Origin of the sequence: Pinisolibacter aquiterrae (assembly GCF_019160155.1) — a bacterium.
Classification (GTDB): Bacteria; Pseudomonadota; Alphaproteobacteria; order Rhizobiales; family Ancalomicrobiaceae; genus Pinisolibacter; species Pinisolibacter aquiterrae.
Window position 1 is genome coordinate 1 of record NZ_JAFNIH010000005.1, and the last position, 14306, is coordinate 14306.

Sequence of the window (14306 nt, forward strand, 5' to 3'; positions counted from 1 at the left end):
CATCGAGGAGAGCCTCGGCGAGACCGCCCGCTACGCCGGCACCTCGATCCTCAAGGGCTGATCGCGCGGCGCGATCCGCGACGACGAACCTGCGAACGGCGGCCCTCGGGCCGCCGTTTTCGCATTCGGGACATCGCTTTCCTCGCGCTCACGCCTTCATCCCGACCAGGGTCACGCCGACGACGATCAGGCCGACGCCGACCATGGCCTGCCAGGAGATCGTCTCGCCGAAGAGGCCGGCGCCGGCGGTGACCGTGACGAGGATGCCGAGCGCGACGAAGGGGTAGGCCTGCGACAGGGGAATGCGCGAGAGGACGAAGAGCCAGACGACGGCGCTGAGCCCGAAGCATGTGAGGCCGCCGACCACCAGCGGCGCCTTGGCGACCGCGACGGCGATGGCCAGAGGCCGGCCGGTCTGGAGCGCCGCCTGGACCGCCGGGCCGGTCATACCGGACTTCAGGGCGATCTGCGAGAGCGAGGACATGGCCACGCTCAACAGCACGAACAGGATGTCGATCGATCTCATCGGGCTCGTCCTTCTCTCCCGCGTCGGTGGCGGCGAGGGTGATCGTCAGCCGGCGCGGTCGGCCGTCCAGCGGGTGAAACCGAAATGCGAGGGCCGCAGCCCGATCCGCCCGAGGAGGCCGCCCCGGCGGGTCGAGCGGTCGGCGGTGAAGCCCGCGACCGGGGGCGCGACCGTCTGCCCGTCCTGCATCTGCAGGGCATAATAGACGTCGCAGCGCTCGGGGCTCGGGGCCTTCGGCCCGTCCGCGAGCGGGATCGACACGGTGATCGCGCGCGCCACCTCGGGCGCGTCGATCGCCGAGAGCGCGGCCGCGTCGGCGCAGAGGCGCCGGCCCGCGGCGTGATCGGCGAGAACGGCGGCGGCGAGCTCGGCCCGCGACCGCGCCATCGCGGGGAGATCCTCCAGCGCCTGAGCGGCCCACACCAGGGTTCCGACGAGGGCGCCCGCGGCGGCGGCGGCGAGGCCGAGGTCGGCGACGCGGCGCGCGAGACCGGAGAGCGGCGCGACGGCGGCGATCAGGACGACCGCCACGAGGATCGCCGTCACGTTGTAATAGGTCGCGGGGATGCGCAGGGCGAAGCGCTGCACCAGCCAAGCGGCGGCGAGGCCGATCACGACCAGCACAACCCGGCGCGGCCAGACCGCGCACGACGGCGCCGGCGGGGTCCGGAGCGCCCACAGCGCCAGGAGCGCCGGCACCAGGACCACGGCGAAGCCGGGCAGGAAGCGGTTCGCCAGATAATAGCGCGCGAAGCCGGTCGTGTCGGTGCGGGAGAAGGTGATCGCGCCGGCACGCGCCATGCCGTCGAGCCAGACCGAGATGCGATCGTCGAAGACGAAGACGAAGAGACCCAAGAGCGTCGCGGCGAAGGTCACGCCCATCACCGCCGGCAGGCCGAGGAGAGACACCGCCTGCGGCCGGCGCTCGAACGACAGGACGACGAGCGTGCCGGCGACGGCGAGGCAGGCGAAGACGGCGGCGACCGGGTGGGTCAGGGCGAGGAGGCCACAGACGATGCCGATGGCGGCGGCCCGCCCCCAGGCGGCCGGATAGGTGGTGACGAAATCGCGGGTCAGGAGGACCAGCAGCACCGTCTCGAGCGTGGCGAGCACCTCCGGACGCGAGCGGGCGTCGAGCATCAGGGCGACGGTGACGACGACCGCCACGGCGGCGCGCCACGGCGCCACGCCGAGCGCGCGGGCGACGAAGGGAACCGTGAGGATGGTCGCCGCCGCCGCGAGATCGAGCGCGAGACGGACCCCGGTCCAGCCCCCGCCGAGCAGGCGCCCCCCCTCCCCGATCAGCCAGGGTTGGACGAAGCCGTGCCAATCGAGCACCCGATCGAACCCCGGCTGCATCCAGGGATTGGCGAGACGCCCCCCCTCGGCGAACCACCAACTCGCGGGCAGGAAATAGGCGTGGTCGCTGACCAGGGCGAACGGGACCGCCCCGCGCAGGATCACGACGATCAGGGCGCCGAGGCCCGCCAGTCCGAACGGCAGCCCGGCGAAGGTACGAGGGGTCGGGTTCATGTCGGTTCCGGGATCACCAGGGGATGGAGGCCAAGCCGAGGATCAGGGTGACGAGACCGAAGGCGAGCAGGCTGTTCCTGTCGCGAACGGCGAAGAGAACCGGGTCGTCGTCGACGTAGCGGCGTTGCGCCATGATGATCATCCGTCCAATCCAGTACATCAGGATCGGACAGGCGAGCCAGAGCAGCTTCGGATGCACGTAGAGCCGTCCGACGGCGTCGGAGGCGATGTAGAGGGCGAAGACCGTGACGGCGTTGAAGCCGGAGGCGGCGGCGAGCGCGGCGACCACGCCGAGATCCGACTTGCGATAGTTGCGATTGGTCGGATCGGGGAGATCGCCGTCGATGCGCGCGGCCAGTTCCACGTATCGCTTGATGAGCGCGAGCGAGGTGAAGATGAACATGGAGAAGCCGAGCAGCCACTCCGAGACGGGCGCGCCGATCGCCGCCGCGCCGCCGACCACCCGCAGGGTGTAGAGCGCGGCGAGGGCGACGACGTCCACCAGCATCTTGCGCTTCAGGTCGAAGGTATAGGCGGTCGTCAGGGCGAGATAGGTGACCAGCGTCGCGGCGAACCAGGGCGACAGCCAGAGGGCGAGCGCCAGCGCCGCCGCCATCAGGCCGCCGGCGACCGGGATCGAGGCGATGATCGGCACCGTCCCCGCCGCCAGGGGGCGCTTGCGCTTGGTCGGGTGTTTGCGGTCGGCCTCGATGTCGACGAGGTCGTTGACGACGTAGATCGCCGAGGCGGCGAGCGAGAAGGCGACGAAGGCGACGAGGCTCGCCCCGAGGGCGGCGAGATCGAAGGTGTGCGAGACCATCATCGCCACGAAGACGAGGGTGTTCTTGGCCCATTGATGCGGGCGCAGGAGTTTGATCCAGGCGGCGAGCCGGTCGGTCCGGGGCTCGAGGACGCGCATCTCGACGCCGAGCGAGGGTAGGCGCCGGCGCACCGAGGCGGGCGGGCTCACGGCGATGCCGCGACGGCTCACCGCCCAGACCGGCAGATCGGGCCGGTCGTTCCCGACATAGTCGAAGCCCTTCTCGCCGAAGGCCTCGACGAGACGGCGCGCCTTGGCCTCTCCGGAGAGGTTCACCGTGTCGTCGGAGGCGAACCAGCCGTCGGCGCCGATATGGGCGGCGATCGCCGCGACGTAGCGTTGGTTGCTGGCGGAGGCGACGTGGATCGGGCGCCCCTGCCGGCGGGCCTCCTCGACGATCGCCAGCACGTCCTCGTCATAGGGTTGGCGGGTCTCGTCGAGCGGCGTCTCGGCGGCGATCCCGGCCTTGAGCGCCGCCTTGCCGCGCGCGAGCAGCCCCGGCAGGGCGAAGAGGCGCAGAGGTTTCGCGCCCACCCAGGCGAAGGCCGATTCCACCAGGAGATCGGAACGTACCAGCGTACCATCCAGATCGACGACGAGGGGAATCCCCGCGTCGGCGAAGGAAGCTGCGGGAGGATCGATGGTCATCTGTCCTTCACTCCGACTGCACCCGGTCCCTCCGAAGCGTCTGCTGCGGACGGCCATCGAGACGGGAGATACAATCAGGGATGGATGCTGACATTTCGTTGCCGGCCGGCGGAAATCGCCGGCATGGTGACGATTTCCTATAGCGCCGCCCGAACGGCCGGAGACGGCGGCCGGCGCGCTTCAGAGCGGCGCCGTCTCGTTCCAGAGGCCGGCCAAGGCCGGCCGCGCCTCAGAGTGGCGCCGTCTCGCTCCAGAGCCCGGTCAGGGCTGGCAGGGCCGCCAGATCGGCGACCTTCGCCCAGATTCCGGCGGGATCGGCGATCGGCGTCGAGGGGATCCGCGCGACGATCCGGGCGGGTGAGCCGGAGAGAACCGCGATGCGGTCGGCGAGACGGACGGCTTCCGAGGGATCGTGCGTGACGAAGAGCGCGGAAACGCCGGATTCCTCGACGAGATCGCGCAGGAGGCCCTGCAAGGCACGCCGACGGGCCGGGTCGAGCGCGGCGAAGGGCTCGTCGAGCAGGACGAGATCAGGCGCGGTCACGAAGGCTCGGGCGATCGCCACCCGCGCCTGCATGCCGCCGGAGAGTTGCGCCGGGCGCTTGTCGAGATCCTCGCGGCGAAAGCCGAGGCGGCCAAGCCATCGGCGCGCCACGTCTCGGGCCTCGGCGCGGGAGCGACCATCGGCCTCGAGCGGCAGGGCGGCATTGTCGACGGCGCTCTCCCAGGGCAGGAGACGCGGTTCCTGGAACACCATGGCGGTGCGCCAACCGGCATTGGTGACCCGGCCCCGGGTCGGCTGCGCCAGACCGGCGGCGAGCCGCAGCATGGTCGTCTTGCCGGCGCCGGAGGGGCCGAGCAGGACGACGAGTTCGCCGCGGCCGATGGTGAGATCGACGCGGGTCAGGATCGGTCCGGCATCGACCGCGTAGGAGACGTCCACGAAGGCGAGCATCAGATCTCCTCTCGGATCGCGCCGATGCCGACGCAGGTCGGGGCGGGAGCGGGCCTCGCCGAGGCCGAGGCCGAGACCGTCTCGCGATGGCCGGCGATCCAGCGCCGCAAGGGGCCGAGGAGGAGGCCGTCGGAGACCAGCAGGAAGACGACGACGAGGACGATCCAGGCCATCGCCTCGGCGAGGTCGAGATGGGCGCGGGCGGTGGCGAAGGCGCCGCCGATGCCGCTGCCGTCGCCGAGGACCTCCGCCGTCAGCGCCACCTTCCAGGAGATGGCGAAGGCGGTGGAGAGGGCGGGGGCGACGTGGACCGCGAGTTCCGGCAGCAGCAGCCGGAAGAAACGGGCGTGCGGCGGCAGCCGGAACACCGCCGCCATGTCCCTCAAGCCGGGATCGCGGGCGCGCATGCCCTGGAGCGTCGCGGCGAAGACGATCGGGAAGGCGGTGATCGTCACGGTGAAGAGCGGCGCCAGGAGGCCGGTGCCGAACCAGAGGAAGGCGAGCACGATCCAGGCGACCGGCGGCACCCCGAGAACCGCCGTGACCGGCGCCGCCAGGAGGCCGCCGACCGGCCGCGCCGCGCCCCCGGCGAGCCCGAGGGCGAAGCCGAGCGTCGCGCCGAGACCGGCCCCGCCGAGGGCATGGACCAGCGTCACGCCGAGGGCACCGGCGGCCGAGCCGTCGGCGACGACGCGCAGGACCGCCGCTCCTGTGTCGGCGAGCGAGGGCAGCACGAAGGGGCCGGAGCGGGCGTGGACCAACGCCCAACCGGCGGCGAGGAGGCCGAGGCCGAGGGCCGGCCAGACCGCGTCGAGGAGGGAGCGACGACGTCCCGCCATGGCTCACAGATCCAGATAGTAGTCGTCGGGCGGCAGCTTGCCGCCGACCGCCTCGGGTTCGAGATCGAGCAGGGCGGAATAGAAGGCGATCAGCTCCTCCTTCGCCGCGCGCGCCGAGACCACGTCGATCTTCAGATGCGGAAAGGCCTTCTCGAAGATCGGCGCCCGCATCTGCATGGTGCGTTCGGCGAGCTTGGCGGCGGCGGGCGGATCGGCGAGGACGCGGTCCTTGGCCGGCACCAGACCGGCGCGGAGCGCGGCGAGAAGCTCGGGGCTCTCGTCGATCAGGCTCTGATGGAGGGCGATGCCGGCCATGGGGATGCGGGCATGGCCTTGGTGCCGGCCCCAGACCTCGTTGAGATCGAAGGCGCGGCGGAGCGCCCGGCCCTGGCTTCCCGCCATCAGGATCGCGGCGGTCGCAGGCGGCTCGGAGAGGATCGCCGTCTCGGCCTTTCCGGCGGCGAGCATCTGCGCCGCCTCCATCGGCGTCTGGACGTAGGAGAGGACGAGATCCTTGTCCGGATCCATGCCCTCCATCTTCGCGATGGCGCGGAAGGTGAGATCGGGCATGTCGTGTCTGAAGAAGCCGAGAATCGGCTTGCCGGCGAGATCGGTGAAGGAGCGGATCGTCTCGTCCGCCGTGACCACCGAGAGATGGCCCATGCCGACCAGACAGAGCAGCTTCAAGGGCATGCCGCGCGCGACGAGATTGGCGGGGACGTGGCTCGGGGTGGTGAAGAGCTTCACCCGGCCGGAGACGATGCCGGCGCGCAGATCGTCGGTGGTCCGCCACAGCCGGTGGGTCACCCCGGGCGCGACCGCCGAGAGGCCGCCGTTCTCGATCAGATCGACCAGCACCACCGAGGATCCGTTGGGCGCGAGCAGCACCTCGAGGCCGGTGGCCGGCGCGGCGAAGGCGGGTTTCGGCAGGGCCACGGCGGCGGCGGCGGCGAGGAAGGATCGGCGATCGAGAAACGGGGTCATCGCGGGCTCCTGTTCGGGAAGGGCGTGGTGAGGGAAAGGGCGTGATCGCGGGCCGATCGAGCGAGCCGGTCGGCGGCGCGGACGACCGCCTCGGCGATGGCGCGGCCGCGCTCGTCGATGCCGGTCCAGGCGACGCGCCAGCGGCCGCGCGGATCGATCTCGATCAGTTTCGCCCCGGCCGGCACCTCGGTGCCGTCGCGGACGAGGCCGCGCAGGATCCCGTCCAGCGGGGCGGCGACCGTGGTTCGATCGAGCCGGCCGATCGGCTGCCCCCGGAAGACCCGGGCGCCGACGGGAAAGGCGGTGCGCCAGACGCCGGCGTCGCCGGCGCGGACGAAACGGTCCTCGCCGTGACCGCCGAGCGGCGGCGGCGAACCGTCCGGCGCCTCGGTCGACCCACGCGTCACGAGGAGACCGGCGCGGTCGGGCCGGGTCTCGATCGCCACGTCGCAATCGAGGTCGGCGGTGAAACCGGGGCCGAGGCCGATCGAGGCGATCGCGAAGGGGCGGAGATCGGGGGTGACCGCGTATTTCTGGAGACGCGCGTCGACCAGGAGATCGAACCGGCCGAGCGGCATCAGATCGATCAGGCCGAGGCGGGTGACGGCCACGCGCTCCGGCGCGGCGCTCGCCTCGAGCACGGCGAGAAGCCCCTCGGCGGCGGCGGCGCCGATCCCCTCGAGCACCGTCTCGTCGCCCCAGAGCGCATCGTGGAAGGCCATGCCGCGCCGCAACACCGGCGGCAGCGGGTCGTGGGCGAGGACGACGCCCCGGCCGGCGCGCCGGAGATGGACCGCCACCGCCGAGGCGATCTCGTTCGTCCCGAGGACGACGGCGAGGCGCGGCCGGAAGGCGACGGAAGCCCTGGAGTGAGACAGCTGCATGACCGGCCTCGTTTCATGTAATTGAATTACACGACGAGTCGAAAAGCAATGGCCATACCAACCGAGTCGGAGCATCATGGCGGCCGGAGGCGTCCATCATCCGATCGATGATATCGCGGAAAACTGCCGAATTTCGATCGATCCGGACCGAGGGCCGGCCGGCGATGGCGACTGTCGGGAATCCGACATCGTCATGTAGGTAATCGAAACGACGATCGGGAGACGCAGATGACCGACAGCGATCTCGCGCGGTGGCGCGGCGGCTCAGTCGACGGCGAGGATGACGTGATCGGCCTCGAAGGTGGCGATCGCCTCGCCGCCCTCGACGATGCCGAGGTCCTCGATCTCGCGGCGCGACTGCACGGCGACGAGGGTCTTGCCCTCGCCGACGTCGATCGACACCTCGCTGTTGAGTTCGGCGTCGGTGCGCGAGCGCACCCGCCCGACGAAGCGATTGCGGCGGATGCGCGCGCCGGCCGCGGCATCGACGAGGCGGACGAAGGAGGCCTTGACCAGCGCCAGCACGCGCCGGCCGGGGACGAGGCCGAGATCCTCGACCGAGGCGTTGGTGACGATCGCATGGATCATCGACTGTTCGGAGAGGCGCAGCGTCACCTCGACGTCGACGGGCCAGCGGCGGACCGCCACGACCTCGGTATGGAAGACGTTGCGGGCGGAGATCTTGCGGCCGGCCGTCCAGGAGAGGGCCGCCTCGAGCCCCTCGCTGCCGTCCTCGACGATCGCCGTGGAGATGCGCGCGAGGCGTTCCTCGAGCCGCTCGAAGGCGGCGATCAGGCGGCGCCCCTCGTCGGTTATCTCGGCGCTGCCGCCGACGCGGCCGCCGGCCCGGGTGACGAAGGCGGGGTTCGGCAGGAGATTGTTGACCGCGTCGACGGCCTCCCACACGGTCTTGTAGGAGATGCCGGTGGCGCGGGCGGCGGCGGTGATCGAGCCGTGCTCGGCCACGGCCTCGAGCAGGCGCACCCGGTCGCGACCGACCAGGAGGCGCCCCTCGCTCGACCGCAGGGCCAGGAAGGCGTCGATCTTTCCATCGGTCATGAGGGGCAATCCAAGGGCTCGAACGGGGGGAAGGTACGCGCTCCCGTCGCGCCGGCAAAGAGGTTCCGCGCGGATGGGTCGATCGGCCCCGATCGGTACGGGGACGACGTCCGGCTGCCGATGCATGCCGACTGCGACGTCGCCGCCCTGGTCTATGGGCCCGAAATCGACCCCGATCCGGTGTTGCGCGGCTTCTTCGAGCGGCGACTCGGCGAGGGGTGGGACGTGGTCGGCCTACTGCAGGAGCGGCTCCCGGCGCTCGACGGTCCGCGCCGCGCCTGCCGGCTACGGCTCGCCGGGGAGGCCGATCCCGGCGCCGCGACCCTGCCGGCGCCGCATCCCGAGGGGGAGATCCTGGCGGCGCTGGGCGACCGGCTCGCGCGGGTGATCGATCGCCGGCCGGATGCGCTGGTGCTCAACCGTTTCGGTCGCTGCGAGGCCCGCGGCGTCGGGCTCTTCGAGCTGCTGCATCGCGCCGTCGAGGAGGAGTTGCCGGTGGTGATCGCGGTGCCGGAGGCGTTGTTTCCGACGTGGCTCGCCTCGTCGCGCGGCCTCGCCGTGCGGGTTCCACCGCGCGGCGAGGCGCTGGAGCGCTGGTGGCGATCGCTCGGATGCGGTCCGGCCGCGCCGCCGCGCCGCGAGAGCGCCTGCGCCGCCTGGAAGTGAGGCGCCGCCGCCGGAGCGAGCCGGCGGCGGCGTCGGCTCAGATCTCGACGACGCGCAGGTTGTCGGTCGAGCCGGAGGGGCCGGCCGGGGCGCCGGAGACCACGACGATGTGGTCGCGGGCGGCGGCGAAGCCCTCGCTGCGGGCAACTTCGGCCGCTTGGGCGACCATCGCCTCGAAACTGCCGACCGCATGCGACAGGACCGAATGGACGCCCCACATCAGGCGCAGCCGGCGCGACACCGCCAGCGACGGGGTCAGCGCGAGGATCGGCAGGGCCGGCCGCTTGCGGGCGATGCGGCCGCAGGTGGCGCCGGAGGAGGTGTAGACGACGATCGCCGGGGCGCGGATCGCCTCGGCGAGATCGGCGCCGGCGGCGGCGACGGCGTGCGGCGGGGTCTCTTCCTCGGCCGGCTGGGTCGCCTGGACGATCGAGCGATAGAGCTTGTGGCTCTCGGTCGAGCCGATGATCCGATCCATCATCTCCACGGTCTCGACCGGATAGGCGCCGGTCGCCGATTCGGCCGAGAGCATGACCGCGTCGGCGCCGTCGTAGATCGCGGTGGCGACGTCGGAGGCCTCGGCGCGGGTCGGAGTCGGCGAGGAGACCATGCTGTCGAGCATCTGGGTGGCGACGATCACCGGGGTGACGGCGCGGCGACAGGCCCGCACCAGTTCCTTCTGACGGCCGGGGACGTCCTCGTGCGGGATTTCGACGCCGAGGTCGCCGCGCGCCACCATGATCGCGTCGGAGAGGCGGATGATGTCGTCGATGTGCTCGAGCGCCTGCGGCTTCTCGATCTTGGAGACGAGGCCGGCGCGGCCGCCGATCAGGGCCTTGGCCTCGATCACGTCGGCCGGCTTCTGGACGAAGGAGAGCGCGACCCAGTCGACCCCGAGATCGAGACCGAAGGCGAGGTCGGCGCGGTCCTTCTCGGTCAGCGGCGACAGGGCGAGGGTGGTGCCGGGCAGGTTGACGCCCTTGCGGTCGGAGATCGGGCCGGCGACGATCACCTCGGCGACCAGGGCCTCCCTCTCGATCGCGACGATGCGGACGCGGACGCGGCCGTCGTCGATCAGCAGGTCGTGACCGGGCGCGACGGCGGCGAAGATCTCGGGATGCGGCAGCGGGATCGCCTCGGGGCCGCCCTCGTCGCGGGAGAGGACGAAGCGCAGCCGCTGCCCCTTCTCGGCGAGGAACTTGCCGCCGGCGATCTTGCCGACGCGGATCTTCGGCCCCTGGAGGTCCTGAAGGACGCCGATCGGCATGCCGACCTCGGTCTCGAGGGCGCGGATCGCGGCGAAGACCTTCGCATGATCCTCGTGGGTGCCGTGGGAGAAGTTGAGGCGGAAGGTGTCGACACCGGCTAGGTGAAGCTGCTTCAGCATCTCCGGCGAGGAACTGGCCGGGCCGATGGTGGCGACGATCTTGGCGCGTCGATGGCGGCGCATGGTGGGGGCGTCCTTCGTGGTGCTTGGGAAATCGGCGACGAGCCTCATACGCGTGAGGACGCCGAGAAGATGGTCCCCCCTCTCTACAACGAAAGTATGATGATCCTGTGGCTCAGGTCACCGGAGCCGGATTGAAGAGGGTCAGCGCGTTGTGCAGGCCCCAGCGGTCCGACCACGGCTTCTTGCCGCTCGCCACCGCCAGGATGTCGTGGAAGATCCGCCGGCCCACCTCTTCCACCGTCTCCTCGCCGGTGGCGATGGTGCCGGCGTCGATGTCCATCAGGTCGTGCCAACGGCGCGCCAGATCGGAGCGGGTGGCGACCTTGATCACCGGGGCGGCGGCGAGGCCGTAGGGGGTGCCGCGGCCGGTGGTGAAGACCTGGAGGGTCATGCCGGAGGCGAGCTGGAGGGTGCCGCAGACGAAGTCGGAGGCGGGCGTGGCGGCGTAGATCAGCCCCTTGGTGGTGGCCTTCTCGCCCGGTGCCAGCACGGCGGCGATGGTCGAGGAGCCGGATTTGGCGATCGAGCCGAGCGCCTTCTCGACGACGTTGGCGAGGCCGCCCTTCTTGTTGCCGGGGGAGGGATTGGCGGCGCGATCGGTCTCGCCGGCGGCGAGGTAGCGATCGTACCAGGCCATCTCGCGCAACAGGGCGCGGCCGACGGTCTCGTCGGCGCAGCGCGGGGTGAGGAGATGCACCGCGTCGCGGACCTCGGTCACCTCCGAGAACATCACGGTGCCGCCGGCGCGCACGATCATGTCGGCGGCGACGCCGACCGCCGGGTTGGCGGTGACGCCGGAGAAGGCGTCGGAGCCGCCGCACTGCACGCCGACCACCAGATCGGAGACCGGGCAGGTCTCGCGACGGCGGGCGTTCAGCCGCTTCAACCGTTCCTCGACCATCTCCAGGATGCCGGCGACCATCGCCTCGAAACCGACGAAACGCTCGTCCTGGAGCGACAGCATGTCGGCGCTCGCCTCCGCCTCGGCACGCGCGGGCATCAGCCGTTCGGGGCGCAGCTTCTCGCAGCCGAGGCCGACGACCAGCACCTCGCCGCCGAAATTCGGGTTGAGCGCGATGTTCTGCAGGGTGCGGATCGGCACGATCGCCGCCGGGGCGTTGATGGCGACGCCGCAGCCGTAGGCGTGCGAGAGCGCGACCACGTCGTCGACGTCGGGATAATTCGGCAGCAGGCGTTCCTTGGCGATCCGCACGACGTGATCGACGACGCCGGCGACGCACTGGACGCTCTCGGAGATCGCCAGGACGTTGCGGGTGCCGACGGAGCCGTCGGCGTTGCGATAGCCCTGGAAGGTGAAGCCCTCGAGCGGTTCGGCCGGCGGCGCCTTGCGGGTGGCGAGCGGCAAGGCGTCGAGCGCCGGGGGCTCGGGTAGTTCGACCGAGAATTCGTCGACCCAGGAGCCCTTCGGCAGATCGCGGACCGCATGACCGAGCACCTCGCCGTAACGCACCACCGCGTCGCCCTGCCGCATGTCGACGAGGGCGACCTTGTGACCCTGCGGCACGTCGTCGACCAGCGTCAGTCCGTCGTCGAAGACGGTGCCGGCCTTCAGGCCTCCGGAATTGACGACGATGGCGACGGTGTCGCGGGCGTCGAGAACGATACGGCGCGGGCGGTCGGCGGGGAGAACAAACGCATCCATGTCTCGGTCCTCCGGCGCGTTTCGCGCGCCTCGGTTCACGGGCGCACCGTGGTCTGTGGGCGCGCCGTCGGGGTCAGAGCATTTCCAGGGGCGTCGCGCGATGCGGCGGCGGGAAGGCGAGGTCGAGCGCGGCGCGCACCTCGGGCGTGATCTCCACGTCGAGGGCGCCGAGGTTCTCGGCGAGGCGGCGGCGGCTCGACGCCTTGGGGATCGCGATCACCCCGCCGCGATCGACCACCCAGGCGAGCGCCAGCTGGGCGGCGGTGACGCCGCGCCCCTCGGCGATCGTCTTCAACTCGCGATCGAACAGGAGCCGCGCCTGCTCGAGCGGCGAATAGGCCATGATCGGCAGATTGATCGAGCGCGCCCAGGGCAACAGATCCCATTCGATGCCGCGCCGGGAGAGATTGTAGAGCACCTGATCGGTGGCGCAGGCGCCGCCGACCTTGCCGTCCATCAGTTCGTCCATGTCGCCGTGATCGAAATTGGAGACGCCCCAGCGGCGGATCTTGCCGGCCTTCTTCAACGCCTCGAAGGCGGCGACGGTCTCGGCGAGCGGGTGCTCGCCGCGCCAGTGGAGGAGATAGAGATCGATCCGATCGGTGCGCAGGCGCTTCAACGAACGCTCGCAGGCGGCGATCGTGCCGGCGCGCGAGGCGTTCCAGGGATAGACCTTGGAGACCAGGAAGACCTCGTCGCGGCGGCCGGCGATCGCCTCGCCGACCAGATCCTCGGAGGCGCCCTCGCCGTACATCTCGGCGGTGTCGATCAGGCTGGCGCCGCGATCGATCCCCTCCCGGAGGGTGGCGATCTCCTCGGCGCGCAGCCTCGGGTCCTCGCCGGTCGTCCAGGTGCCCTGGCCGATCGCCGGGACGATGGTTCCATCGAGCAGGCGGACCGTCTTCATGACGCGGCCTCCGTCGTCGTGGCGCCGATCAGGACGGCGCGGAAATCGTTGACGTTGGTCAGGGTCGGGCCGGTCACCACGGCGTCGCCGAGCGCGCCGAAGAAGCCGTGACCGTCGTTGTCGGCGAGCGCGTCCTTCGGGCGGATGCCGAGCGCCCAGGCGCGGGCGAGCGTGTCGGGGGCGAGGAGCGCGCCGGCGATGTCCTCGAGCCCGTCGACGCCGTCGGTGTCGCAGGCGATGGCCCAGACGTCGGCGAGGCCGTCGAGGGCGATGCCGAGCGACAGCAGGAATTCGACGTTGCGGCCGCCACGGCCCTCGCCGCGAACGGTCACCGTGGTCTCGCCGCCGGAGAGCAGGATGCACGGCGCCGCGAAGGGCTGGCCGCGCGCCGCGACCTGCCGGGCGATGCCGGCCATGACGGTGCCGACGTCGCGGGCCTCGCCCTCGATCGCGTCGCCGAGAATGTGGACCGGCCAGCCGGCGCGGCGGCCGACCTCGGCGGCGGCCTCGAGCGCCATCTGCGGCGCCGCGACCATGCGCGTGTCGATGCCGGCGAGGCGCGGATCGTCCGGCCCGACGCTCTCGCCGCGCCCGCTCTCGAGCACGGCGCGGACGTTCGCCGGCAAATCGATGCCGTAGCGGCGCACGATGGCGAGGGCGTCGGCGGAGGTGGTCTCGTCGGGGACGGTCGGGCCGGAGGCGATGTCGCGGGGCCGATCGCCGGGGACGTCGGAGATCTGCAGGGTCACGACCTTCGCCGGATGGGCGGCGGCGGCGAGGCGCCCGCCCTTGATCGCGGAGAGATGGCGGCGAACGCAGTTCATTTCGGAGATCGTCGCGCCCGAGGCGAGCAGCGCGCGATTGACCGCCTGTTTGTCGGCGAGCGAGACGCCGTCGATCGGCAGGGCGAGCAGCGCGGAGCCGCCGCCGGAGATCAGGAAGAGGACGGTGTCGTCGGGGCCGGCGGCCTCGGCGAGCGCCAGAATGCGCCGCGCGGCGGCATGGCCGGCGGCATCGGGCACGGGATGGGCCGCCTCGACGATCTCGATGCGGGCGCACGGGGCGCCATAGCCGTAACGGGTGACGACGAGACCCTCGAGCGGGCCCGCCCAAGCGTCCTCGACCGCCTTCGCCATCGCCGCCGACGCCTTGCCGGCGCCGAGGACGATCAACCGCCCCTTCGGCGGCGCGGGCAGGGCCGGCGGCACACAGACGGCCGGTTGGGCGGAGGCGACCGCCGCGTCGAACATGGCGCGGAGCAGGTCGCGTGGGGCGGGGCTCTCGGGTGTCGCAGTCATCGTCGTCACCTTCGGGGTGGTTGCCCGGCGACCGGGGAAGGTCGCCGGGACGGGTCGAACCGACGGGGCGTCCG

The 14306-nt window shown here is 71.7% G+C and carries 13 protein-coding genes; 1 reads left to right on the top strand and 12 read right to left on the bottom strand.

All coding sequences use genetic code 11. The features are described 5' to 3' along the window. Window positions 1–148: 148 nt before the first annotated feature. From J3S89_RS01130 to J3S89_RS01165, 8 genes are all read right to left on the bottom strand, one after another. Window positions 149–526, bottom strand: coding sequence for an SMR family transporter (locus J3S89_RS01130; RefSeq protein WP_217925634.1), 378 nt, complete (start codon window positions 524–526; stop codon window positions 149–151). 45 nt (window positions 527–571) lie between these two features. Further along, window positions 572–2059 carry a hypothetical protein gene (locus tag J3S89_RS01135; protein ID WP_217925635.1) on the bottom strand — a complete coding sequence of 496 codons (1488 nt, stop codon included), beginning with the start codon at window positions 2057–2059 and terminating at the stop codon, window positions 572–574. Between the two features lie 13 nt (window positions 2060–2072). Then, window positions 2073–3527: a UbiA family prenyltransferase gene (locus J3S89_RS01140; RefSeq protein WP_217925636.1), complete on the bottom strand. Its 1455-nt coding sequence runs from the start codon at window positions 3525–3527 to the stop codon at window positions 2073–2075. Window positions 3528–3756: 229 nt separating this feature from the next. Next, the gene (locus J3S89_RS01145; RefSeq protein ID WP_217925637.1) at window positions 3757–4482 is read right to left on the bottom strand and encodes an ABC transporter ATP-binding protein; all 726 of its coding nucleotides are present in this window, start codon (window positions 4480–4482) and stop codon (window positions 3757–3759) included. After that, the gene (locus J3S89_RS01150; protein WP_217925638.1) at window positions 4482–5321 is read right to left on the bottom strand and encodes an ABC transporter permease; all 840 of its coding nucleotides are present in this window, start codon (window positions 5319–5321) and stop codon (window positions 4482–4484) included. The genes J3S89_RS01145 and J3S89_RS01150 overlap by 1 nt, the downstream gene beginning before the upstream one ends. Window positions 5322–5324: 3 nt before the next feature. Continuing rightward, complete coding sequence (locus J3S89_RS01155; RefSeq protein WP_217925639.1) at window positions 5325–6305, bottom strand: ABC transporter substrate-binding protein; 981 nt, start codon at window positions 6303–6305, stop codon at window positions 5325–5327. After that, on the bottom strand, window positions 6302–7189 hold the full coding sequence (locus tag J3S89_RS01160; RefSeq protein ID WP_217925640.1) for a xanthine dehydrogenase: 888 nt from the start codon (window positions 7187–7189) through the stop codon (window positions 6302–6304). The genes J3S89_RS01155 and J3S89_RS01160 overlap by 4 nt, the downstream gene beginning before the upstream one ends. 264 nt (window positions 7190–7453) lie before the next feature. Beyond that, a complete protein-coding gene (locus J3S89_RS01165; RefSeq protein WP_217925641.1) occupies window positions 7454–8248 on the bottom strand; it encodes a TOBE domain-containing protein in 795 nt (264 codons plus the stop codon). 120 nt (window positions 8249–8368) lie between these two features. Between J3S89_RS01165 and J3S89_RS01170 the strand changes: the two genes are divergently transcribed. Further along, a complete protein-coding gene (locus J3S89_RS01170) occupies window positions 8369–8914 on the top strand; it encodes a DUF2478 domain-containing protein (protein WP_217925642.1) in 546 nt (181 codons plus the stop codon). 37 nt (window positions 8915–8951) lie between these two features. Here J3S89_RS01170 and pyk read toward each other — a convergent pair whose 3' ends face one another. The 4 genes from pyk to J3S89_RS01190 all read right to left on the bottom strand — a co-directional run bounded on the left by pyk (window position 8952) and on the right by J3S89_RS01190 (window position 14232). Further along, window positions 8952–10364, bottom strand: coding sequence for a pyruvate kinase (gene pyk, locus J3S89_RS01175; RefSeq protein WP_217925643.1), 1413 nt, complete (start codon window positions 10362–10364; stop codon window positions 8952–8954). 112 nt (window positions 10365–10476) lie between these two features. Further along, window positions 10477–12027: a galactarate dehydratase gene (gene garD, locus J3S89_RS01180; RefSeq protein WP_217925644.1), complete on the bottom strand. Its 1551-nt coding sequence runs from the start codon at window positions 12025–12027 to the stop codon at window positions 10477–10479. A gap of 73 nt (window positions 12028–12100) precedes the next feature. Beyond that, window positions 12101–12934: an aldo/keto reductase gene (locus tag J3S89_RS01185; RefSeq protein ID WP_217925645.1), complete on the bottom strand. Its 834-nt coding sequence runs from the start codon at window positions 12932–12934 to the stop codon at window positions 12101–12103. Then, window positions 12931–14232, bottom strand: a complete 1302-nt coding sequence (locus tag J3S89_RS01190; protein WP_217925646.1) for a glycerate kinase type-2 family protein — start codon at window positions 14230–14232, stop codon at window positions 12931–12933. The genes J3S89_RS01185 and J3S89_RS01190 overlap by 4 nt, the downstream gene beginning before the upstream one ends. Between the last annotated feature and the right edge of the window lie 74 nt (window positions 14233–14306).